The organism is Bradyrhizobium sp. GW821-FHT12B03 (assembly GCF_058807535.1).
Genome location: NZ_JBXAQU010000018.1, coordinates 161523 through 183363 on the forward strand (window position 1 = coordinate 161523; position 21841 = coordinate 183363).

The window sequence follows — 21841 nt, forward strand, 5'->3', positions numbered from 1 at the left end:
TGCGACAATTCCGAATTCGCGTAAAGCGAATTATTTTGGTCCTGGTGCATTGCCCCCGATCTGGTGTGTTTTGCCCGTCGGGCAACGCAAGGGATGGTGTGGATGGGAATCGTCTCCCGCCCCAGCCGTGCCGCGAACCGGTCTCGCCACGGTCCAAAAATGCGCTACCATGACCTCAGCGCGCCTCAAGTCGCGCAGATGCAAGAGTGAGGAAACGACATGAGGATGACAAGCGGAACGGCGTTCGCCGGGGTGGCGGCGCTGGCGGTGGCGGGGATGGCTCTGACGGTCGCGCTCGAGCCGGTTTGGGCCCATGGACCGACCCGGCAGAAGGTGCGGGAATCCATCGAGATCAACGCAGCCCCGGCCAAGGTGTGGGCGGTGATCGGCAATTTCCAGGACATGAGCTGGCTGCCGCCCGTTACCAAGACCGAGGGCGAGAAGGGCAACGAGATCGGCGCGACGCGGAAGCTGACCCTGACGGGCGGGGCGACCGTGGACGAGGAGCTCTACAAGTTCGACGCTGCCGCGATGACCTATTCCTACCGGATCACAACCGTCGACGTGAAGGTGCTGCCGGTCACCAACTATTCCTCGACGCTGACGGTGACGCCGAGCGCCGACGGCAAGGGCGCGACGCTGGAATGGGCCGGCGCGTTCTACCGCGGCTTTCCCAACAACGATCCGCCGCCGGAGCTGAGCGACGAGGCCGCGGTCAAGGCGGTCAAGGGGCTCTATCAGGCCGGCCTCGGGGCGCTGAAGAAGAAGGTCGAGAGCGGAAGCTGACGGTGCGGGCCCTGGTGCTGGCGGCGCTGGCCGCCAGCTTTTGCCACGCCGTTCTCGGCAGCGCTGCGGCCGAGGAGGCGTTCGTCACCAACCAGCTCAGCGACGATCTGATGGTCGTCGACCTCGCGACATCTCGCAGCGTTGCGACCATCCCGATCGGCGGCAAGCCCGCAGGCGTGGCGGTGAGTGCGGACGGGCGCTTTGCCTATGTGACGAGCCCCGACGCGAAGGCGGTGACGGTGGTGGACGCTGCCACGCGCCGGGTCGCGGGCCGGATCGAGGTCGGCGGTGGGCCGCTCGGCATTGCGGTCGCGCCCGACGGCCGCACCGTCTATGTCGCGGACTGGTACGCCGCGGCGGTGCGGGTGATCGATACGGCCTCCCGCAGCGTCACCGCCAGCATTGGCGTCGGCGCCTCGCCGTCGGGGCTTGCGGTGACGCCGGATGGCAAGCTGCTGCTCTCGGCGGACCGCGACGACGACAGCGTCTCCGTGGTGGACACGGCGACGCGCCTGCGCAAGACGACGATCAAGGTCGGCACCCGTCCGTTCGGCGTCACCATCGATGCCGAGGGCAAGCGCGCCTACACCGCCAATGTCGGCTCCAACGATGTCTCGGTGATCGATATTGCTACCGGCTCCGAGATCGGACGCGTGCCGGTCGGCATGCGCCCCTATGCGGTGGCGCTTGCGCAGGGGCGCGGCTTCGTCACCGATCAATATGGCGGCACCGTCAGCGTGTTCGATGTTGCGACGTTGAAGCCGATCAAGCGCATCAATGTCGGCGACTATCCCGAGGGCATTGCCGCGACCGCCGACGGCAAGCGCATCATCGTCGCCTGCTGGGAGAGCAACACGCTTGAGATCATCGATGCAGCCGAGCTGAAGAAGATCGGCGAGGTCAAGACCGGCGACGGCCCGCGCGCGTTCGGGGCGTTCTTGCGCAGGACGGAGTAGGGGGTGCGGGCGTCCCGCAGTTGACCACCTTCATCGTCGAACCAGATGTTCCCCTGCGCCGACAGATGCTATCCACGATTGTTGTTATGCGCCGACTCGCGGGCGGCTGAACTGGAGAATTGTCTGATGGAAAAATGGATGGTTGAGCTTGCGCTGTCGTGGTTGCCGTTTGTGGTGCTGGTCGGACTGTGGTTCTGGTTTTCACGGCGGGCCGGAATGCAGGCGCGCAGCGCGTCGGGCGTGAGCCTGATCGACCTCTACGAGCAGCAACTCGCCGAGAACCGGCGGATGAACGGTTATCTGGAGCGGATCGCGCAGTCGCTGGAGAAGCACGAGCCGCCGCGGGGCGGGGTGTAGGTTCGTAGGGGGTAGCGAAGCGTAACCCACCTCTTTTGTCACTGCGGATGCGAAGAGTGGTGGATTACGCTTCGCTAATCCACCCTACGTGTCCGCATAAAGTATCTGCAATGTTGCGCATATGTTCGAACATGTAGTCGGGCGCAAGCGCTCGTAGCGCCGCCGGCGCCGCATAGCCCCAACTGACCGCGCCGCAGGCAATCCCCACCACGCGCGCCGCCTCGATGTCGCGGACCTCGTCACCGATCGCGATGACCTGGCCCGGCTCGACGCCCGCGCGCCGGATGACGCGGCGGAATTTCGCTGATTTGCCGAACAGCGACGCACAGCAGTCGAAATGCGAAAACAGCGCGGCGGCATCACCAAGCTTCTCACGTGCATTGGCCTCGCTGTCGGAGGTCACGAGCGCGAGCTGCACGCCATTCCCGGCCAGCGTCCGCAGCGTCGCCTCGACGCCCGTGAACAGCGAAATTTCGGCCGCCGCTTCTCCCTTCAGCCGCCGCGCATGCCGCGCGATCGCCGGCAGCTTCCACAGCGGCACCTCGAGCCGGCTGAGGATCTCCCGCGTCGAGGCATGCCGCAGCCCCTCGACGTCCTCATCCTGCACACGGCGAAAGCCGAAGCGATCGGCGACGTCGTTGATGGTGCGCAGGAACCAGGGGAAGCTGTCGGCGAGCGTGCCGTCGAGGTCGAAGATGGCGAGGGCGTAGGGCATGGAGGAGGTATTCAAAGTGACCGCGAGACCCTGGTGGGTCCCGAGAGGACAGACGGTGCGACCATTCGCTGCGTCGCTTCCGCGCGACAAGCTGCGGCGGTTGCGCTAAAGCAAAAGTTGTGCATCATTTGAAGCGCAACCCTGATCCTGCTCAGGCGGGATCCGGGCATAGGCAATATTTGAAGGAATTGGTCAAACGAAAACTTTCATGGAGGATCTCAATCATGGCCGCAAGAAAGGCGAAAGCAAAGGCGAAGGCAAGGAAGACGAGTTCGAAACGAGGCCGCAGGCCGGTGCTGGGCGTGCGAACCAGAGCGGGCTTCATGTCGGCGGACATCGCCGAGGCGGACGTTCCGGACTATGTGGTGGCCGAGTTGCGCTATGAGGCACCGGTCGCGTTCAGTGGCCGGGCATTTGCGGCCCCTGCAGATGCGGAGCCGCAGGCGGACTCGCTCAATCGCGTTCTCGCCGATTTCAAGATCGACGCGATCAGATCGCACTTCGCGCTTCCGCAGGCGGCCATCAGATCCCGCGTCGAGGTCGCGGCGGTGTTGCCCGAAGAGCCGGACCCGAAGCGGTTTGCACGGCGCGGCATGGACGCCGGCTTCATCCAGAGCGGCTTCGTCCAGATCGTGCCGAAATCGGGCGCGGACGCCAAGAAGATCGCGACCGCGCTCAACCGGCAGAAGGCGGTCTGGCAGGCCTATGTGGCTCCGCGCCCGGTGCCCGCGATGCCGACGGGCTCGGCCGCCGGAAGCCGCAATTTCGAGCCGTCGCAAGGTTATCTCTGCGACGCGCCCGACGGCATCGGCGCGGAGGCGGTGTGGCCGCTGGCCGGCGGCAACGGCAAGGGTGTCACCATCTGCGATATCGAAGGCAACTGGAATCGGACGCACGAGGATCTGCCGAGCGGCATCCCGCTGATCGGCGGGACGGTGATCGCCGATCCCGGATGGATCAATCATGGCACCGCGGTGCTCGGCGAGATGATCTCGATCCCCGACGGCAGGGGGTGCGTGGGCATCAGCCACGGCGCCAAGGCCATGGTCCACTCCGCGGTCATCAACGGCGTCTTCAACGCGGCCGGCGCGATCACCGCCGCCGCCGGCAAGCTGAAGGCCGGGGACGCGATCCTGATCGAGCTTCATGCGCCCGGACCGACCGGCAACTACGTCGCGATGCAGTTCTGGTCCGACATCTTCGCGGCGATCAAGACGGCGGTCGACAAGGGCATCACCGTGATCGAGGCCGCCGGCAACGGCAACGAGAACTTCGACGCGGCGATCTACAACGGCAGCGGGCTCCAGAAGGACAGCGGTGCGATCGTTGTCGGCGCCGGCGTGCCACCGACCAACCATTTCGATTTCGACGGGTTCGGCGCGCAGTTTGCAGGCTATTCCTCGCTCGGCACGCCGCGCTCGCGCATCTTCTTCTCCAACTACGGCAAGATCGTCAACGTTCAGGGATGGGGCTGGCACGTGACCTCGCTCGGCTATGGCGATGCCCAGGGCGGTGCGTCGGAGAATGCCTGGTACACGCTTCGTTTCTCCGGCACCTCCAGCGCGTCGCCGATCGTTACCGGCGCGGTGGCCTGCCTCCAGGGGCGGGCGAAAGCCAAGAACGGCGCGCCGCTCACGCCGAAGAAGGTGCGGGACATCCTGATGGCCACCGGCACGCCGCAGCAGCCCGGTCTCGGTGTGCCGCTCGGCCAGCACATTGGGCCGTTGCCTAACCTCGTTGAGGCCATGAAGAAAGTGTAATAGCCTTAGGAATGATCCCGAACGTGCGTGCGCCCGGAACCGCGAGAATCCGCATTCCGGTCGAGGTGAAACTGAAATCCAGCCACCGTTACGACTCGAGCAAGCGGATGTTCGAGGCGGCCTCGGGCGCACGCTTCAATCCTTCGCGGGAGCTGCCGAAGGGAACCCGGATCGTTCACAAGGTTCCTGCACTGGCTGCTGCCGATCGCACCAAGCTGTCGAAGTGGGAGAAGGAGCTCGGCCGTCAGCTCCAGGTGATCCTGCCGCACGGCGTGTCGGCGAACGACTATGTCGACGTCATCCGCAAGTGGCCTGCTGTCGAGGATGCCTGGGTCGGGCCGGAGGTCGGCCTGCCAGGTTCGAGCTGAGGCGAGGGCGCGCCGCACCGCCGGACCCGAAGCGACGACCCGAGCGCCTCGTCTTTAGTCGTCGTCACGCGTCGAAGCCTGTCGCGGCTCAGCTCGCAGGCCATGAGCCCTGAATTCGTTTGCGCCCCTTGTCTAGGACTTCCACACCGTCCCTTCGGTCCAGCCGAGTTCGTCGAATTCGGCGGCCCGGAGCGGCGCTTCGCCTTCTGCGAAGAACTCGTCGAGCTGCGGCGGCGCGACGGTCGACTCGGACAGCATGGCGTGCGCCTGCCCGCGATGATGGATCTGGTGCTGGAAGAGATGCATGAGCAGCCGGTCGCGCCGCTCGGCCTGGACGCGCGTATCGCGGTTGATCTTCACGATGTCATCGAGCCCCGCGGGCGTCAGCGCATCGCAGATGGCAATCAGGCGCTTGTCCATCGCAGCTTGCGCAGGCTTCAGCGCGGCGAGGGACGGAAATGGCACTTCGTTCTTCCAGGCCGCCGGTCCGAGCCAGCCGCCCTCCAGCGCATCGATGTAGAAGAGATCGATGACGTAGATGTGGTTCAGCGTACGCTGCAGGCTTGGAAAGAAGCCGGTGCGGTGGGCTTCGAATTCCGGCTGAGGGAGTGCGGCGCAGGCGGTGAGCAGGCGATGGTTCGCCCAGGCATTGTTGTGGGCGAAGGCGCGGTACGTCTGCACAAAGCCAGCGGACAAGGTTGATCTCCCTTCGATCAATGCGTCGGCAGATTCGGTCGCGTGGACTACTCCGCCGCCTCGCTCGTCCTCCCGCGCTTCGGCTTCCTTGCCTTCTTCAACACCGGCTCCAGGAATTTTCCCGTGTAGCTCCTTGGCGCCTTGGCAATATCCTCCGGCGGGCCCCAGGCGACGATTTCGCCGCCGCCGTCGCCGCCTTCGGGGCCGAGGTCGATGACCCAGTCGGCAGTCTTGATGACTTCGAGATTGTGCTCGATGACGACGACCGTGTTGCCCTGTGCGACCAGCTCGTGCAGCACCTCCAGCAGCTTCTTGACGTCGTGAAAATGAAGACCGGTGGTCGGCTCGTCCAGGATGTAGAGCGTGCGGCCGGTGGCGCGCTTGGACAATTCCTTTGCGAGCTTGACGCGCTGGGCTTCGCCGCCCGACAGGGTCGTCGCCTGCTGGCCGACATGGATGTAGTCGAGGCCGACGCGGTGCAGGGTCTGGAAGGTCTCGCGCACGCGCGGCACCGCCTTGAAGAACTCGGCGGCTTCCTCGACGGTCATGTCGAGCACGTCGGCGATGCTCTTGCCCTTGAACAGGACTTCCAGCGTCTCGCGGTTGTAGCGCTTGCCCTTGCAGACGTCGCAGGTGACGTAGACGTCGGGCAAAAAGTGCATCTCGATCTTGATGACGCCGTCGCCCTGGCAGGCCTCGCAGCGGCCGCCCTTGACGTTGAAGGAGAAGCGGCCGGGCTCGTAGCCGCGCGCCTTGGCTTCCGGCAGGCCGGCGAACCATTCGCGGATCGGCGTGAAGGCGCCGGTATAGGTCGCAGGGTTCGAGCGCGGGGTGCGGCCGATCGGCGACTGGTCGATGTCGATGATCTTGTCGATGTGCTCGAGGCCCTCGATGCGGTCGTGCGGGGCGGCGCCCTCGCTGGCATTGTTCAGCTTGCGGGCGATGGCGCGATAGAGCGTGTCGATCAGCAGCGTCGACTTGCCGCCGCCGGAGACGCCGGTGACGGCGGTGAACAGGCCGAGCGGAATCTCTGCCGTGACGTTCTTGAGGTTATTGCCGCGCGCGTTGACCACCTTGATGGTGCGGCGATGGTTCGGCGGACGCCGCTCCGGCACCTCGACCTCGAGCTCGCCGGTGAGGTACTTGCCGGTCAGCGATTTCGGGTTGCGCATGATCTCGGCGGGCGTGCCTTCGGCGATGATGTTGCCGCCATGCATGCCGGCGCCGGGGCCGATGTCGAGAACGTGGTCGGCGAGCAGGATGGCGTCCTCGTCATGCTCGACCACGATCACGGTGTTGCCGAGATCGCGCAGGCGCTTGAGGGTGTCGAGCAGGCGCGCATTGTCGCGCTGGTGCAGGCCGATCGAGGGCTCGTCCAGCACGTAGAGCACGCCGGTCAGTCCCGAGCCGATCTGCGAGGCGAGGCGGATGCGCTGGCTCTCGCCGCCGGACAGCGTGCCGGATGAGCGGGAGAGGGTGAGGTAGTTGAGGCCGACGTCGAGCAGGAAGGTGAGGCGCTCGCGGATCTCCTTGAGGATGCGGCCCGCGATCTCGTTCTGCTGCTTGTTCAGCGCGTCGGGCACGGTCTCGAACCACTCGCCGGCCTTCTTGACCGACAGCTCCGAGATCTCGCCGATATGCTTGGTGCCGACCTTGACGCAGAGCGCCTCGGGCTTGAGCCGAAAACCGCTGCAGGCGCCGCAGGGCACGTCGTGGAAATACTTCGCCAGCTCCTCGCGCGCCCACTCGCTCTCGGTCTCGCGATAGCGGCGGTTGATGTTGGTGATGACGCCCTCGAACGGCTTCTTGGTGTCGTAGGAGCGCACCCCGTCCTCGTAGGAGAACTTGATCTCGTCCTCGCCGGAGCCGTGGAGGATGGCATTCTGCGTCTTCTTCGGCAGATCCTTCCATTTGGTGGTCAGCGTGAACTTGTAGTGCTTGCCGAGCGCCGTCAGCGTCTGCGTGTAATAGGGTGACGACGATTTGGCCCAGGGCGCGATCGCGCCCTTGCCGATCGCGAGCTCCTTGTCGGGGATGACGAGGTCCTCGTCGACGTGCTGCTCGACGCCGAGGCCGCCGCAGGCGGGGCAGGCGCCATAGGGGTTGTTGAACGAGAACAGCCGCGGCTCGACCTCGGGGATGGTGAAGCCGGAGACGGGACAAGCGAATTTTTCCGAGAACAGGATGCGCTCGGGCCCGCTCTTGTCGTGGATCTTCGCGGTCTTCTTTTTCTCTTCAGCTGGGGCAGCCGTCGCGGGCGCGTCGGCGAATTCGACCACCGCGAGGCCCTCGGCGAGCTTCAGCGCGGTCTCAAAGCTCTCGGCGAGGCGCTGGCCGATGTCGGCACGCACCACGATGCGGTCGACGACGACGTCGATGTCGTGCGGAAACTTCTTGTCCAGCGTCGGCGCCTCGCTGAGCTCATGGAAGGTGCCGTCGATCTTGACGCGCTGAAAGCCCTTCTTGAGCCATTCGGCGAGCTCTTTCCTGTACTCGCCCTTGCGGCCGCGCACGACCGGCGCGAGCAGATAGAGGCGAGTGCCTTCGGGCAGCGCCAGCACGCGGTCGACCATCTGCGAAACGGTCTGGCTCTCGATCGGCAGGCCGGTGGCCGGCGAATAGGGCACGCCGACGCGGGCCCAGAGCAGGCGCATGTAGTCGTAGATCTCGGTGACGGTGCCGACGGTGGAGCGCGGGTTCTTCGAGGTCGTCTTCTGCTCGATCGAGATCGCCGGCGACAGGCCGTCGATCTGGTCGACGTCGGGCTTCTGCATCATCTCCAGGAACTGGCGCGCATAGGCCGACAGCGATTCGACGTAGCGGCGCTGGCCCTCGGCATAGATGGTGTCGAAGGCGAGTGAGGATTTGCCGGAGCCGGAGAGGCCGGTGAACACCACCAGCTTGTCGCGGGGAATCTCGACGTCGATGTTCTTGAGGTTGTGCTCGCGCGCGCCACGGATCGTAATTGCGCGCAGGCTGGAGCCCGCGTTCTGTTGTTGGCGCTTCGCCTTGATCACTTCATCCATCCGAGTTGCCCTCAAGGAATCCCATGGGTGCGCGACCGCGCCAGCAAAAAAGGCGCGCTTCGCCCGGAACCGGGATCGGCGCCGATGGGGTTGTCAGCGAACGTAGGAAGAACGGCGACGGATTTCCAGTGCGACTTGCGAATCGTCAACGGATTGTTGGCGCGCTGGCGGCATCTGGCAGCAGCGACCATCCTGAAACGGGTGGATCGTGCGCACGACAACAAAAAGGCCGGCACAAGGCCGGCCTTTCGTAACGATGTGACGTCGGTAGCGATCAGTACTTCGCGACGATCGGGCCCCCGAAGTGATAGTTCACGCCGACCTGCACGGTGTGGAAGTTGAGCGTGCCGGTGGGCAGTGCGCCCGAGAAGTAGGTCTCGCCGCCGAGGCTGCGATAGAGGTACTCGCCCTTGACCGACCACTGCGGAGCGAAGAACGCCTCGACGCCCGCGCCGACGGTCCAGCCGGAGTGGAACTTGCTGTCGGAGACGCTCGCGCCACCAGCGGCGAGGGTGATCTTGTTGTCGATCCAGGCGTAACCACCGGTGCCGTAGAACAGCACCTGGTTGACGGCGTAGCCGATGCGGCCGCGCACGGTGCCCATGGCGTCGGTCTTGGAGGTGGCGGTGATGCCGGTGAGCGCGTCGGTTGCCGAAGCGCTGACATCAGCCCAGGCGCCATCGGCCTCGATGCCGAACACGACGTTGCCGGTCTGCCAGTTGTAGCCGGCGGTGCCGCCGACGAAGCCACCCTTCATCTTCGGGTCGCCCGAAGCGTTTTCCCAGGCGCCGCCGCCGACGATACCGAGGTAGAAGCCGGTCCAGTTGTAGACCGAAGCCACAGCCACCGGAGCCTTGGTGTAGGGGCGGGCCGCGAGATCAGCCGCCGATGCGGGGGCAGCCAAAGCGAACAAACAGGCCGAAGCCAGCAAAACCTTCTTCATTTTCAACTTAATCCCAGTCCCAGTTTCTGTTGTGCCTTCCACGATCGGGAAGGGCATCGGACGCTGTGGTCCAACTGATGTCGTGCTTACACCAATAAAGCTGCAAGTTGTGTCTCCCAAAAGCCACAACAGTTACAAAACGTAATGGTCACTGACTGATTGTTGCGAGGCTGGAACCCAAAGCAAAAAGGCCGGCGCGGGGCCGGCCTTTGATCTTCAAATGATATCAGATGGATATCAGTACTTCGCGACGACCGGGCTGCCCCAGTTGAAGTGATAGTTCACGCCAGCCTTGATGGTGTGAACGGTGTCGGTCCACTCGGAGCGGTTGGTGGGCGCTGCGGTGTACTGGATCGTGCTCTTGCCGAAATCGATGTAGTTGTACTCGACCTTGGCCGACCAGTTCGGAGCGAACATGTATTCGGCGCCGGCACCGACGGTCCAACCCCAGCGCCAGTCGTTCTGGACGAAGACGTTTCCGGGAACGCCATCATAACGGTGCTGGATGTCGCCGACCGCGGCGCCGCCGCTGACGAACAGGAGGGCGGGACCGGTCGAATAGCCAAGACGGCCCTTGATGTCACCGAAGCCGCGAATCTTCGTGAAGTAGGTGTCGCCGACGCCGGCATTGATCTCGGCAGAACGGCCGCTGATGTCAGCCCAGTGATAATCGCCCTCGATGCCGAAGACGACCGGGCCGGACTGCCAATTGTAGCCGAACACGCCACCAACAAAGCCGCCGTTGGTATCGTACTTCTGCGTTCCAGCAAAAACCGCCGTATTGGGAGTCCCGAAGAAAGTTTCGTCGCTGCGGCCCCAGCCGCCGCCCCCCTGAACACCGACGTAGAAGCCGGTCCAGTTATAAATGGGCGAGGGCGCGACCATCGGCGCCTTCGTATAGGGACGCGCGGCCATATCCGCCGCATTCGCAGGAGCCGCCAAGCCCAACGCAGCGGCACCAAATGCAACCACCAAGATTTTATTCATTACGGTCTCTCCCAAGCTTGTCCGCTTCTCAAGAAATCCCCGAAGCGGGCCATCAGGCGCGACGCCCAAATGATCTAATTCCGAGGCAACGATAGCCCGGTTCGGCGGCAGAGTCCGTCTCCGAAATGCCACACTCGCCAACCAATGTCAGAGAGGTCAAGTAGATGAATGTTAAGGGATTTTTTCGATTCCGGGGAACCCGAGAAAGTTCCGTCGGTTTCATCGGCTTGTGCAATTTTCAATCCTGCCTTGCCCGGTAATTCGGCACCTGTTCGGGGTGGGTCGGGGCTGAGAACAAATCTGGAACAAATCCGCCAGCGATGCTATATATGGGGATAACCTGAGGGGTGACGGGCTGATCCGACCTCGCAAGCGTATAGGTTCGCCTCAACAGGGTGGCAGAGGACCGTTTCGCGCGGACCCCGCCTTTTAGATTCAGTGGCATTCGGAGCGGAGAGCGGCAATGGCGGGAAGCGTCAACAAGGTCATTCTGGTTGGAAATCTCGGCAAGGATCCTGAAATCCGCCGCACCCAGGACGGGCGGCCGATTGCGAATTTGAGCATCGCGACCTCGGAGACCTGGCGCGACAAGAACAGCGGCGAGCGCAAGGAAAAGACCGAGTGGCATCGCGTCGTGATCTTCAATGAAGGGCTCTGCAAGGTCGCCGAGCAGTATCTGAAGAAGGGTGCCAAGGTTTACATCGAGGGCGCGCTGCAGACCCGCAAGTGGACCGACCAGAGCGGCGTCGAGAAGTACTCCACCGAGGTCGTGCTCCAGGGCTTCAACTCGACCCTGACGATGCTCGACGGCCGCGGCGGCGGGGGAGGCGGCAGCTTCGGCGAGGAGCCGGGCGGCGATTTCGGCTCCTCCGGTCCCGTCAGCAGCGCACCGCGCCGGGCCGTTGCCGCCGGCGGCGGTGGCCGCAACAGCGACATGGACGACGACATCCCGTTCTGAGGCGGGCGGGGCGCTTCGCCCCGGATGTCACCTTGCTCGCGTGAAGCGACAGGATTTCTTACCAATTGGCGGGTAAAGCTCGGTTTTTCCGGGCTTGCTTCATGTGCGGCCTCAGGCCTTTTGACGGGCCTTGATGTGAATGGTATTAACTTCATGTTAATCCTATTCACATGGATCTGTCGATCGGAGGAAGCCCCTGCATGAGTCTCGCGCCGCTGCTTGAGGCCGCTCCAGCGATCCCGCTGCATGCCTTCGCCGCGATGGCCGCCTTCCTGCTCGGCCTGGTCCAGTTTGCCGCCCCCAAGGGCACGCTGCCGCACCGGACGATCGGCTGGATCTGGGTGGGGCTGATGGCGATCGTCGCCGCCTCGTCGTTCTGGATCCACCAGATCCGCCTGGTCGGGCCGTTCGGCCCGATCCATCTCTTGTCGGTCTTCACGCTGGTGGTGCTGCCGCTGGCGGTTTGGCGGGCACACACCCATCGGGTGGCCGACCACCGGCGGATGATGATCTTCATCTTCGCCGGCGCGCTGCTGGTGGCGGGCCTGTTCACGCTGGTGCCCGGGCGCATCATGCACCACGTGATTTTCGGGACGTAAGGGGCGGTTCCACCCGGCTCGTTCGGGCCTTGCCCCGGATGGTGCCGGGAAGGGCGTAAGTCTCTGGAAAAACAGTCGGAAAAAGCGCTTCCCTTGACCCCCGCAAGGGTGGTTATGAGGGGCTCGATGCGCTATATGATTCCCAGACAAAAACTCACCGGATTCCCCCTTGGCTGACGACGACAACAAGCCCGGCGACCAGCCGGCGCACCCCTCGGACATTCGCCCCGTCTCCATTCTCGACGAGATGAAGAAGTCCTATCTCGATTACGCCATGAGCGTGATCGTGGCGCGTGCGTTGCCCGATGCCCGCGACGGCCTGAAGCCGGTGCACCGCCGTATCCTCTACTCGATGCACGAGCAGGGCCACACGCCCGACAAGAAGTACGTCAAGTCCGCCCGCGTGGTCGGCGACGTCATCGGTAAGTATCACCCGCACGGCGACCAGTCGATCTACGACGCCATGGTCCGCATGGCGCAGGACTTCTCGATGCGGGTGCCGCTGATCGACGGCCAGGGCAATTTCGGCTCGGTCGACGGCGATCCGCCTGCCGCCTATCGTTACACCGAAGCGCGCCTCACGCGGTCGGCGCAGGCGCTGCTGGCCGACATCGACAAGGACACCGTCGACTTCCAGCCGAACTACGACAACAACGAGACCGAGCCGTCGGTCTTGCCGGCCAAGTTCCCGAACCTTCTGGTCAACGGCGCGGGCGGCATCGCGGTCGGCATGGCGACCAACATCCCGCCGCATAATCTCGGCGAGGTCATCGACGCCTGCGTGGCCCTGATCGACAATCCCGCGCTCACCATCGACGAGCTCATGAACATCGTGCCGGGACCGGATTTTCCGACCGGTGGCGTCATTCTCGGACGGGCGGGCATCCGCGCCGGCTATCACCTCGGCCGTGGCTCGGTCGTGATGCGCGGCAAGGTCACGATCGACACCATCCGCAAGGAGCGCGAAGCGCTCATCATCACCGAGATCCCGTACCAGGTGAACAAGGCGACGATGGTCGAGCGCATCGCCGAATTGGTCAAGGAAAAGAAGATCGAAGGCATCGCCGATCTGCGCGACGAATCCGACCGCGACGGCTTCCGCGTCGTCGTCGAACTGAAGCGCGACGCGGTGCCCGACGTGGTGCTGAACCAGCTCTACAGATTCACGCCGCTCCAGACCAGCTTCGGCGTCAACATGGTTGCGCTCGACAGCGGCCGTCCGCGGATCATGCATCTGAAGGACCTGCTGGCGATCTTCGTCGACTTCCGTGAGCGAGTTGTCACGCGGCGCACCAAGTACCTGCTGGCCAAGGCGCGCGATCGCGCCCATATCCTGGTGGGTCTGGCGATCGCGGTGGCCAATATCGACGAGATGATCCGCGTCATCCGCACCTCACCCGATCCGACCACGGCGCGCGACACCCTGATGTCGCGCGACTGGGCTGCGCGGGACGTCGAGGATATGCTGACGCTGATCGACGATCCGCGCCACCGCATCAGCGCGGACGGCACCATCCGGCTGTCGATGGAGCAGGCCAAGGCCATTCTCGACCTGCGTCTGCAACGCCTGACCGCACTTGGCCGCGACGAAATCCGCGACGAGCTCGACAAGCTCGCCAGTGAGATCGCCGATTACCTCGACATCCTGCGCTCGCGCGAGCGCGTGCTTGGCATCATCAAGACCGAGCTTGCCGAGGTGAAGGCGGAGTTCGCCACCCCGCGCCGCACCGTGATCATGGAGCAGGAAGGCGAGGTCGAGGACGAGGATCTGATCCAGCGCGAGGACATGGTCGTCACCGTGTCGCATGCCGGCTACGTCAAACGCGTGCCGCTGTCGGCCTATCGGGCGCAGCGCCGCGGCGGCAAGGGCCGCGCCGGCATGCAGACCCGCGACGAGGATTTCGTCAGCCGGCTCTTTGTCGCATCGACTCACACTCCGGTGCTGTTCTTCTCCTCGCGCGGCCAGGTCTACAAGGAAAAGGTCTGGCGGCTGCCGATGGCGGCGCCGAACGCGCGTGGCAAGGCGCTGATCAACATCCTGCCGCTGGAGCAGGGCGAGCGCATCACCACCATCATGCCGCTGCCCGAGGATGAATCTACCTGGGGCAACCTCGACGTGATGTTCGCCACGACAGGCGGCAACGTCCGTCGCAACAAGCTGTCCGACTTCGTCGATGTCCGCCGCTCCGGCATCATCGCGATGAAGCTCGACGAGAACGAGGCGATCGTCGACGTGCAGATCTGCACCGAGCACGACGATGTGCTGCTGACCGGTGCCGGCGGCCAGTGCATCCGCTTCCCCGTCACCGATGTGCGCGTGTTCACCGGGCGCACCTCGATGGGCGTGCGCGGCATTGCGCTTGGCGAGGGCGACAAGGTGATTTCGCTGGCGATCCTGCGCCATGTCGAGACGTCCTCGGACGAACGTTCGGCGTATCTGAAGATGCGCCGCGCGATAGCCGGCGAAGCCACGACCGAGGAGCCGGCGGTGGACGCCGAGGCCGAGGAGACCTCGGGGAGCTTCCAGCTCCCACAGGAGCGCTATGTCGCGATGTCGGCGGCCGAGCAGGTCGTGCTCACCGTCTCCGTCAACGGCTATGGCAAGCGGACCTCGTCCTACGAGTACCGCACCACGGGGCGCGGCGGCAAAGGCATCGTCGCCATGAGCGTCAACAACCGCAACGGCAATCTGGTCGCGTCCTTCCCCGTGGAGGATGCCGACCAGATCATGCTGGTCACCGACAAGGGCCAGCTGATCCGCTGCCCGGTCGAAGGCATCCGCATTGCGGGCCGCTCGACCCAGGGCGTGATCGTGTTCGACACCGCCGAGGACGAGCATGTGGTGTCGGTCGAGCACATCACGGAAGAGGCCGAGAGCGGGAATGGTGAGAACGGAAACGGGGCGTGACGCCCCGTTCTATGCGGCGTTCGCCAGCTCTCTCGTGAGATCGGCGAGCGCATCACGCTTGCCGATCTGCGCCATCCAGCACCACAGCTCCAGCGTGCAATACTGACGGTAGACAGCGAGCGTCTCCTGCCAGTCAGGGCGCTCGATCTTGCCGTAGCCGGCAAGTAATCCGTTACGCTTGGGCGCGTCCTTCGCCGTGAAGTAGTACAGCGCCTTGGCGATATCCATCAGTGGATCGCCTGCGGTCGCATTCTCGAAGTCGACGATGCCCGTCAGGTGCGGTTCGCCCTGAGACGTGACCAGCACGTTTCCGGCATGGAAATCGTAGTGGCAGAGGCGAGGCATTGTGGCCGCCTCGAACAGATGCTGCCGCGCCGTGACGCTGTCCCGGAGCCGCGCGGCCAGCGCGGCGTCGCCACCGCGGGTACAAAACTCCGTCAACTTCCGGTCGTGCTGCGCAGACATGTAGGCGTGGTTGCTCGGATGCGGCGTCCACACTCCGTTGGGGCCGATATAGCCAAAGTTGTCGAGGGTGACGTCGTTGATCCGGCGCAGCGCTGCGCCCATCTCTGCATAGATCGCGAACAGCTCGGCCTCCGACAGCGCCGCCTCGCGCCGGCCGAGCACCGTGCCGTCAAGCCTGGTCATCAGCAGATAGTTCAGGTCGATCACCGACCGCGTGTCGTCGGCGAGCAGGATTTGGGGGACGACCGCGTCGACGTCCCGCAGGAGCCCCAGCACGTAGACCTCCTTGGCCATCTTCCACTGTAGCGATTCAGGATAGATCTTGAGGATGCAGGCGGGGGCATCCCAAAGCGCAATCTCGAGGACGGTACTGATCTCCCCGCCATGCAGCTCGGTGATTCCCGCGACCCGTGCATGGGGATCGATCCGCCGGACGATCGCTTGCGCCCGATCGACCGGAATCGCTGGCTGGGGTTTTAGCTGTAACGGCGGATCGCTCGACATCGACACTTGCTTCCAGCCAGCGCGCGGAGTCGCACTAAATCTCCAGCTCCGTGCCGAACTCCACCACCTGCTTGGTCGGCACGCCGAAGAACGCGGCCGAGCGCTCGGCGTTGCGTTGCAGGAAGGCAAACACGGTTTCGCGCCAGACCCACATGCCCGGGACGTCCTCGCGCGGGATGATGGTTTCGCGGCCGACGTAATAGGTGATGTCGGAGAGGTCGATGCCGGGCAGCTTGCCCTGCCGGCAGGTCAGCGTCAGCCCGTCATAGATCGTCGGGTTCTGCATGAAGCCGTAATGCAGGATCACGCGGGTAATGCCCGGAATGATGTCGATCACCTCGGCGCGGTCCTCGTCCGTGATGTGCGGGGATTCCTCGATCAGCACGGTGGCGAGCAGCACGCGCTCGTGCAGCACGTGGTTGTGCTTGACGAACTGGGTCAGCGCGAGCGGCACGCCGCGCGGCGCGGACGCCAGGAACACGGCCGTGCCGGGGAGGCGGGCGGTGCACTTGTTCACGGCGGTCTCGATCAGGTCCTCCTCGGGCTGGCGCAGCCGTGCGCGGGCCGCCTCGACCAGCTTCACGCCGGCGCGCCAGGTCAGCATCAGGAAGGCGACGAGGGCCGCGAGCAGCAGCGGAAACCAGCCGCCCTCGAACAGCTTGACCGAGTTGGCCGAGAAGAAGATCACGTCGATCACGAAGAAGAAGCCGTTCACGGCCACCACCAGCCAGGGCGAATAGCCCCACTGGATTGCAACCAGGGCGGCCAGCAGCGTGGTGATCGCCATCAGCAGCGACACCGCGATGCCATAGGCGCCGGCCAGCGCGTCGGAGGTGCCGAAGCTCAGGACGGCGCCGAGCGTGGCGGCGGCGAGCAGCCAGTTCACCAGCGGCACGTAGATCTGGCCCATCGCGTCGCTCTGGGTGTGGCGGATCTGCATGCGCGGCAAAAAACCGAGCTGGATCGACTGCTGGGTCAGCGAGAACACGCCGGAGATGATCGCCTGCGAGGCGATCACGGTCGCCACCGCCGAGAACGCCACAAGCGGGTAGTGCAGGGCGTCGGGGCAGAGCTGGAAGAACGGATTCTCGATCATCGAGGGATCGGTGATCAGCAGCGCGGCCTGGCCAAAATAGTTCAGCACCAGTGCGGGCAGGCAGATCACGAACCAGGCGAGGCGGATCGGCAGGCGGCCGAAATGACCCATGTCGGCATACATCGCCTCGCCGCCTGTTACCGCCAGGAAGGCCGCGCCGAGGATTGCGAAGGACACGTGAAAATCCTGGTGGATCAGGAAGTCGAAGGCATAGAGCGGGCTGAGCGCCGCCAGCACTGCGGGGGCCTTGACGATACCGTGGATGCCGAGCGCGGCGAGCACGACGAACCAGGCCATCATCACCGGCCCGAAGATGCGGCCGATGAAGCCGGTGCCCTGCTTCTGCATCATGAACAGGCCGATCAGGATGACGACGGTCACGGGCACCACGGCGGGCGCGAGCGAGGGCGCATCGACCTTCAGACCTTCGATGGCCGAGAGCACCGAGATCGCCGGCGTGATGGCGCCGTCGCCATAGAGCAGGGCGGCGCCGACGAGGCCAACGACCAGGAGATGCGCGCGCCAGGTGCCGGGTTGGGCGTTGCGCGCATGGAGCAAGGCCAGCAGGGCGACGATGCCGCCTTCACCGCGATTGTCCGCGCGCAGGATCAGCAGCGCGTATTTCAGCGAAATGATCAGCAGCAACGCCCAGAGGATCAGCGAGGCAACCCCCAGGACAGCGTCGGGAGTCGCGGTCGCGCCGTGGGCGGCCGCCTTGGCGGCTTCCTTCAGGGCGTAGAGGGGGCTGGTGCCGATATCGCCATAGACCACCCCGAGAGCGCCCATGGTCATGGCAATCGGCAGCGGGGCAGGGTGATGGCCGGAAGCGACTGCGGGCGTACTGGACAACGGCGACCCCCGATGGGATCGCGCCCGCCGGGCCATTCCGACGGACGCGAGCATCACGCAGTCTGCGACGGGACGTCGCAAATATCCATGGATTTTGTCTTCGGGGTTATCGAGGCTTACCTGACGCGAAACTGACAGACCCGACTACGGCGTGCGGTCGGCGGTCACGAGGCGCGCAACGCGGACGTCGGCCTTGGTGCCGGCACGGCGGAGGCAGGACGCCTCGAAATTCGGCCAGGCCTGCTGCGAGCAGTCGCGGCCGATGCTGCGGATATCGAGCCGGTCGCTCTTGGCCAGCGGCTGCGGCACGCTGGCCTCGACGGTCGGGGCAAAGCCGGGCAGGAGGGTGAGGGCGGCGGCAACACACGCAGAGATAGCGATCGCTGAAAGAGCCTTGATCATTGACAGTCCCCTGTGATGCGGCCGCTACGCCCAGTGTGCGGCCCGTCATTCGTTGGCTGGATTAGTAACCATGGCCAGTTTCCGGACGTCTTCGCGGACGCGGGAAATGGTTTCGTTCGTGGCCCGTTTTGTTTCGTGGTCGGCCCCAGGACGAAACAATCCGGTCGGCGCCGACACGGCCGGCAGGACAATTTCCGGGAAACGGACAGGGAACCCGGCCGGCTTGCCGGGCCGGGCCGGGCGGGGTAGGAGGGAGCCATGCCGCGCATCGCCTTCTACCCAGGTTCCTTCGACCCCATCACCAACGGCCATCTGGACGTGGTCCGGCATGCCGTTCCCCTGTGCGACCGGCTGGTGGTCGCGGTCGGCGTCCATCCCGGCAAGAAGCCGCTGTTCTCGACCGAGGAGCGCCTGAAGATGCTCCTGGACGTTTGCGGGCCGGTGGCGGCCCAGGCCGGCTGCGTGCTCGAAGCCGTGACGTTCGACGATCTGTCGGTGACGGCCGCGCGCAAGCATGGCGCGATCATCATGATTCGCGGCCTGCGCGACGGCACCGATCTCGACTACGAGATGCGGCTTGCCGGCATGAACGAGGCCATGGCGCCGGAGGTGCATACGGTGTTTCTGCCGGCCTCTCCCATGGTCCGCCCGATCACCGCCACACTGGTGCGCCAGATCGCAGGCATGGGTGGGGATGTTTCGACGTTCGTGCCGCCGCTCGTAGCCAGCCTGCTCAAGGCCAAATTCGCCGGATAACGGCGCACACTCTTCATCTCACCTGATCCGGAGTTTTCATGATCCGTCGTCTCGCAATTCTTGCCACGATCTTTGCCGCGCTCGTCAGCGCGGTCCCGGCGGTGGCGCAGCAGCTGCCGGCGAACCTCGACAAGGCCAACGCGCTCGTCATCGACACCACCAAGGGCCGCATCGTCATCAAGCTGCGCACCGATCTGGCGCCGCAGCACGCCGAGCGGCTCAAGACGCTTGCGCGCGAGGGCTATTACAACAACGTGCCGTTCCACCGGGTCATGGACGGCTTCATGGCGCAGACCGGCGACGGCGAGAAATTCAACGGCACCGGTGGCTCGAAATATCCGAACCTGAAGCAGGAATTCTCCAAGGTGCATTTCGCGCGCGGCATCGTCGGCATGGCCCGGCGCGGCGACAGCGTCGACACCGCCAACTCGCAGTTCTTCATCATGTTCGCCGACGGCGGCAGCCTCGATGGCCAGTACACCGTGATCGGTGAGGTCGTGCAGGGCATGGACGTCGTCGACAAGCTGAAGAAGGCGCCTCCCGGCTCGCCGGGCGGCACCGTCACCGATCCCGACAAGATGGTGAAGGTGCAGGTCGCCTCCGACATCAAATAATGGGAGAGCGCGATGGCACGCTGCGGCGGCAAGCTTCTGCTGGTTGCCGCTGCGTTGCTTTTCGGCGTCTCCGGCGCGGTCGCAGAAGATGCGCAGGTCAACACCATCCAGGACGTCTTCCGGCATCTGCGCACCTGCTGGAAGCCGCCGCCGGCCAGCAAGGCTCGCCCACTCGACATCACCGTCGTCGTGAGCTTTAACCGGTCCGGCGACATTCTGGGCCATCCGCGGATCAGCTATGAATCCGCGGAGGCCTCTGACAATGACCGGCTGCAATACCGGATCGCGGTGATGGAGGCGTTGCAACGCTGCACGCCGATGCCATTTACCGATGCAATGGCCGGCGCCGCCGCGGGACGTCCATTCGCGATCCAGTTTCGTAACCGCAAAACGTCACCTGACAAGACTTCACCTCCAACGCAAGAGAGACGAGCATGAGCGTCACCGAAAACACATTGATCCTCGAGACCACGCAGGGCCCCGTCACCATCGAGATGCGTCCGGATCTGGCACCCGGCCACGTCGCGCGCATCAAGGAGCTGGTCCGTGAGGGCTTCTACGACGGCATCGTGTTCCACCGCGTGATCGAGGGCTTCATGGCGCAGACCGGCTGCCCGCATGGCACCGGTACCGGCGGCTCCGGCAAGAAGCTGAAGGCCGAGTTCAACAAGGAGCCGCACGTGCGCGGAACCACCTCGATGGCACGCGCCGCGAGCCCGGATTCCGGCGACAGCCAGTTCTTCATCTGCTTCGACGACGCCCGCTTCCTCGACAACCAGTACACGGTGTGGGGCAAGGTCACCGAGGGCATGGAGAACGTCGACAAGATCAAGCGCGGCGAGCCGGTGCAGAACCCGGACAAGATCGTCAAGGCGCGGATGGCCGCGGACGCGGAGTGACAACTGCCGTCATGCCCCGCGAAGGCGGGGCATGACAAGGTATCGAACGTGCGCACCGACCTCTTCGATTTCGACCTGCCCGCCGAGCGCATCGCCTTGCGCCCGGCGAGCCCGCGCGACTCCGCGAAGATGCTGGTCGTGGAGGGCGGTGCGCTGCGCGACCAGATCGTCTCCGACCTGCCGCAATGGCTGAAGAACGGCGACCAGCTCGTCGTCAACGACACCAAGGTGATTGCGGCGCAACTCAAGGGCCGCCGCATCGGCCGGGAGACCGAGCCGAAGATCGAGGCAACCCTGATCAAGCGGCTCGACGGCTCGCGCTGGCAGGCGCTGGTGAAGCCGGCCAAGAAGCTCACAGCCGGCGACCGCATCCGCTTCGGCAATGAGGGCAAGGTCTGCCTGCTCGGCCATCTCGATGCCGAGGTCGAGGCGAAGGGGGCCGAGGGCGAGGTGACGTTGTCATTCTCGTTCCATGGCCCGGCGCTCGACCAGGCCATCGCCGACCTCGGCAGCCCGCCGCTGCCGCCCTACATCGCCTCCAAGCGCACGCCCGACGATCAGGACCTCGCCGACTACCAGACCATGTTCGCGGCCAATGAGGGCGCCGTTGCAGCGCCCACCGCGGGCCTGCATTTCACCCCCGCGCTCGAGCAGGCGCTGCGCGCGCGCGGCGTCGGCATCGTCAGCGTCACGCTGCATGTCGGTGCCGGGACCTTCCTGCCGGTGAAGGTGGACGACACCGCAGGCCACAAGATGCATGCCGAGTGGGGCACGATCTCGGCCGAGACGGCGGAGCGGCTCAACACCGCGCGGCAGAACGGCGGCCGCATCATCGCGGTGGGCACGACCTCACTGCGATTGCTCGAAAGCGCAGCGAGCGAGGACGGCGTCATCCAGCCGTTCGCGGCCGAGACCTCGATCTTCATCACGCCCGGCTATCGCTTCCGCGCCGTCGATATCCTGATGACGAATTTCCACCTGCCGAAGTCGACGCTGTTCATGCTGGTGTCGGCATTCTCGGGGCTGGAGACGATGCAGCAGGCCTATGCGCACGCGATTGCAACTGGCTATCGGTTCTATTCGTATGGCGATGCGTGTTTGCTGTTTCGGGCAGTGCCGTAGGGTGGGTTAGTACTACTGAGTCAGTTGGTCGCGGCGGCTTAGGTGTGAAAATCAAGTATCTGTAGGGATTCAGAA

The 21841-nt window shown here is 64.8% G+C and carries 22 protein-coding genes; 13 read left to right on the plus strand and 9 right to left on the minus strand.

The genetic code is table 11. From position 1 onward, the window contains the following. Positions 1-219: 219 nt before the first annotated feature. From AC1RUR_RS29010 to AC1RUR_RS29020, 3 genes are all read left to right on the plus strand, one after another. Complete coding sequence (locus AC1RUR_RS29010; RefSeq protein WP_492850389.1) at positions 220-786, plus strand: SRPBCC family protein; 567 nt, start codon at positions 220-222, stop codon at positions 784-786. Between the two features lie 2 nt (positions 787-788). After that, on the plus strand, positions 789-1742 hold the full coding sequence (locus tag AC1RUR_RS29015; protein WP_492850391.1) for a YVTN family beta-propeller repeat protein: 954 nt from the start codon (positions 789-791) through the stop codon (positions 1740-1742). 126 nt (positions 1743-1868) lie between these two features. Then, positions 1869-2099, plus strand: coding sequence for a hypothetical protein (locus tag AC1RUR_RS29020; protein ID WP_492850393.1), 231 nt, complete (start codon positions 1869-1871; stop codon positions 2097-2099). Positions 2100-2163: 64 nt separating this feature from the next. Here AC1RUR_RS29020 and AC1RUR_RS29025 read toward each other — a convergent pair whose 3' ends face one another. Further along, positions 2164-2814, minus strand: coding sequence for an HAD-IA family hydrolase (locus AC1RUR_RS29025; RefSeq protein ID WP_492850394.1), 651 nt, complete (start codon positions 2812-2814; stop codon positions 2164-2166). A 151-nt stretch (positions 2815-2965) separates the two neighbouring features. Beyond that, a complete protein-coding gene (locus AC1RUR_RS29030) occupies positions 2966-3139 on the minus strand; it encodes a hypothetical protein (protein ID WP_492850396.1) in 174 nt (57 codons plus the stop codon). Here AC1RUR_RS29030 and AC1RUR_RS29035 point away from each other — a divergent pair. Further along, positions 3138-4574 carry a S8 family serine peptidase gene (locus AC1RUR_RS29035; RefSeq protein WP_492850398.1) on the plus strand — a complete coding sequence of 479 codons (1437 nt, stop codon included), beginning with the start codon at positions 3138-3140 and terminating at the stop codon, positions 4572-4574. The two genes, AC1RUR_RS29030 and AC1RUR_RS29035, sit on opposite strands and share 2 nt — an antisense overlap. 23 nt (positions 4575-4597) lie before the next feature. After that, a complete protein-coding gene (locus AC1RUR_RS29040; protein ID WP_492850400.1) occupies positions 4598-4942 on the plus strand; it encodes a hypothetical protein in 345 nt (114 codons plus the stop codon). Between the two features lie 132 nt (positions 4943-5074). Here the strand turns inward: AC1RUR_RS29040 and AC1RUR_RS29045 are convergent, their stop codons facing one another. The 4 genes from AC1RUR_RS29045 to AC1RUR_RS29060 form a co-directional block, all read right to left on the minus strand. After that, a complete protein-coding gene (locus tag AC1RUR_RS29045; RefSeq protein WP_492850402.1) occupies positions 5075-5638 on the minus strand; it encodes a DinB family protein in 564 nt (187 codons plus the stop codon). Between the two features lie 47 nt (positions 5639-5685). Then, positions 5686-8664: an excinuclease ABC subunit UvrA gene (gene uvrA / locus AC1RUR_RS29050; protein ID WP_492850404.1), complete on the minus strand. Its 2979-nt coding sequence runs from the start codon at positions 8662-8664 to the stop codon at positions 5686-5688. 274 nt (positions 8665-8938) lie between these two features. Next, positions 8939-9607, minus strand: coding sequence for an outer membrane protein (locus AC1RUR_RS29055; protein ID WP_492850406.1), 669 nt, complete (start codon positions 9605-9607; stop codon positions 8939-8941). A 237-nt stretch (positions 9608-9844) separates the two neighbouring features. Further along, positions 9845-10594, minus strand: coding sequence for an outer membrane protein (locus tag AC1RUR_RS29060; protein ID WP_492850408.1), 750 nt, complete (start codon positions 10592-10594; stop codon positions 9845-9847). A 463-nt stretch (positions 10595-11057) separates the two neighbouring features. Here AC1RUR_RS29060 and AC1RUR_RS29065 point away from each other — a divergent pair, with 463 nt between their 5' ends. From AC1RUR_RS29065 to gyrA, 3 genes are all read left to right on the plus strand, one after another. Beyond that, positions 11058-11552 carry a single-stranded DNA-binding protein gene (locus AC1RUR_RS29065; protein WP_011087466.1) on the plus strand — a complete coding sequence of 165 codons (495 nt, stop codon included), beginning with the start codon at positions 11058-11060 and terminating at the stop codon, positions 11550-11552. Positions 11553-11752: 200 nt separating this feature from the next. Continuing rightward, positions 11753-12151, plus strand: a complete 399-nt coding sequence (locus AC1RUR_RS29070) for a DUF2306 domain-containing protein (protein WP_492850410.1) — start codon at positions 11753-11755, stop codon at positions 12149-12151. Positions 12152-12320: 169 nt separating this feature from the next. After that, positions 12321-15059 carry a DNA gyrase subunit A gene (gene gyrA / locus AC1RUR_RS29075; RefSeq protein WP_492850412.1) on the plus strand — a complete coding sequence of 913 codons (2739 nt, stop codon included), beginning with the start codon at positions 12321-12323 and terminating at the stop codon, positions 15057-15059. Between the two features lie 9 nt (positions 15060-15068). Here gyrA and AC1RUR_RS29080 read toward each other — a convergent pair whose 3' ends face one another. The 3 genes from AC1RUR_RS29080 to AC1RUR_RS29090 form a co-directional block, all read right to left on the minus strand. Then, a complete protein-coding gene (locus AC1RUR_RS29080; RefSeq protein ID WP_492850414.1) occupies positions 15069-16028 on the minus strand; it encodes a phosphotransferase family protein in 960 nt (319 codons plus the stop codon). Between the two features lie 34 nt (positions 16029-16062). After that, entirely contained in the window at positions 16063-17916 is a 1854-nt protein-coding gene (locus AC1RUR_RS29085) for a potassium transporter Kup (protein ID WP_492850439.1), read from the minus strand. 201 nt (positions 17917-18117) lie between these two features. Continuing rightward, complete coding sequence (locus AC1RUR_RS29090; RefSeq protein WP_008131028.1) at positions 18118-18375, minus strand: hypothetical protein; 258 nt, start codon at positions 18373-18375, stop codon at positions 18118-18120. A gap of 258 nt (positions 18376-18633) precedes the next feature. Here AC1RUR_RS29090 and coaD point away from each other — a divergent pair, with 258 nt between their 5' ends. From coaD to queA, 5 genes are read left to right on the plus strand one after another with little or no spacing between them, the layout of a single operon-like run. Then, positions 18634-19131 (plus strand): pantetheine-phosphate adenylyltransferase, encoded by a 498-nt coding sequence (coaD, locus tag AC1RUR_RS29095; protein WP_492850417.1) that lies wholly within the window; start codon positions 18634-18636, stop codon positions 19129-19131. A gap of 38 nt (positions 19132-19169) precedes the next feature. Further along, complete coding sequence (locus AC1RUR_RS29100; RefSeq protein ID WP_492850419.1) at positions 19170-19745, plus strand: peptidylprolyl isomerase; 576 nt, start codon at positions 19170-19172, stop codon at positions 19743-19745. 12 nt (positions 19746-19757) lie between these two features. After that, positions 19758-20183 carry a UCP034077 family protein gene (locus tag AC1RUR_RS29105; RefSeq protein ID WP_492850421.1) on the plus strand — a complete coding sequence of 142 codons (426 nt, stop codon included), beginning with the start codon at positions 19758-19760 and terminating at the stop codon, positions 20181-20183. Continuing rightward, complete coding sequence (locus AC1RUR_RS29110; RefSeq protein WP_028171886.1) at positions 20180-20644, plus strand: peptidylprolyl isomerase; 465 nt, start codon at positions 20180-20182, stop codon at positions 20642-20644. The genes AC1RUR_RS29105 and AC1RUR_RS29110 overlap by 4 nt, the downstream gene beginning before the upstream one ends. A gap of 48 nt (positions 20645-20692) precedes the next feature. After that, entirely contained in the window at positions 20693-21766 is a 1074-nt protein-coding gene (queA, locus tag AC1RUR_RS29115) for a tRNA preQ1(34) S-adenosylmethionine ribosyltransferase-isomerase QueA (protein WP_492850423.1), read from the plus strand. The last annotated feature ends 75 nt before the right edge of the window (positions 21767-21841 follow it).

Bases quoted from the DNA above. Each gene is read 5' to 3' on its own strand.
- AC1RUR_RS29100 (WP_492850419.1), top strand. From the start codon at position 19,170: ATGATCCGTCGTCTCGCAATTCTTGCCACGATCTTTGCCGCGCTCGTC.
- AC1RUR_RS29025 (WP_492850394.1), bottom strand. From the start codon at position 2,814: ATGCCCTACGCCCTCGCCATCTTCGACCTCGACGGCACGCTCGCCGAC.
- AC1RUR_RS29085 (WP_492850439.1), bottom strand. From the start codon at position 17,916: ATGACCATGGGCGCTCTCGGGGTGGTCTATGGCGATATCGGCACCAGC.
- AC1RUR_RS29020 (WP_492850393.1), top strand. From the start codon at position 1,869: ATGGAAAAATGGATGGTTGAGCTTGCGCTGTCGTGGTTGCCGTTTGTG.
- AC1RUR_RS29110 (WP_028171886.1), top strand. From the start codon at position 20,180: ATGAGCGTCACCGAAAACACATTGATCCTCGAGACCACGCAGGGCCCC.
- AC1RUR_RS29055 (WP_492850406.1), bottom strand. From the start codon at position 9,607: ATGAAGAAGGTTTTGCTGGCTTCGGCCTGTTTGTTCGCTTTGGCTGCC.
- AC1RUR_RS29090 (WP_008131028.1), bottom strand. From the start codon at position 18,375: ATGATCAAGGCTCTTTCAGCGATCGCTATCTCTGCGTGTGTTGCCGCC.
- AC1RUR_RS29105 (WP_492850421.1), top strand. From the start codon at position 19,758: ATGGCACGCTGCGGCGGCAAGCTTCTGCTGGTTGCCGCTGCGTTGCTT.
- coaD (WP_492850417.1), top strand. From the start codon at position 18,634: ATGCCGCGCATCGCCTTCTACCCAGGTTCCTTCGACCCCATCACCAAC.
- uvrA (WP_492850404.1), bottom strand. From the start codon at position 8,664: ATGGATGAAGTGATCAAGGCGAAGCGCCAACAACAGAACGCGGGCTCC.
- AC1RUR_RS29060 (WP_492850408.1), bottom strand. From the start codon at position 10,594: ATGAATAAAATCTTGGTGGTTGCATTTGGTGCCGCTGCGTTGGGCTTG.
- AC1RUR_RS29030 (WP_492850396.1), bottom strand. From the start codon at position 3,139: ATGAAGCCCGCTCTGGTTCGCACGCCCAGCACCGGCCTGCGGCCTCGT.
- AC1RUR_RS29010 (WP_492850389.1), top strand. From the start codon at position 220: ATGAGGATGACAAGCGGAACGGCGTTCGCCGGGGTGGCGGCGCTGGCG.
- AC1RUR_RS29065 (WP_011087466.1), top strand. From the start codon at position 11,058: ATGGCGGGAAGCGTCAACAAGGTCATTCTGGTTGGAAATCTCGGCAAG.
- AC1RUR_RS29035 (WP_492850398.1), top strand. From the start codon at position 3,138: ATGTCGGCGGACATCGCCGAGGCGGACGTTCCGGACTATGTGGTGGCC.
- AC1RUR_RS29080 (WP_492850414.1), bottom strand. From the start codon at position 16,028: ATGTCGAGCGATCCGCCGTTACAGCTAAAACCCCAGCCAGCGATTCCG.
- AC1RUR_RS29070 (WP_492850410.1), top strand. From the start codon at position 11,753: ATGAGTCTCGCGCCGCTGCTTGAGGCCGCTCCAGCGATCCCGCTGCAT.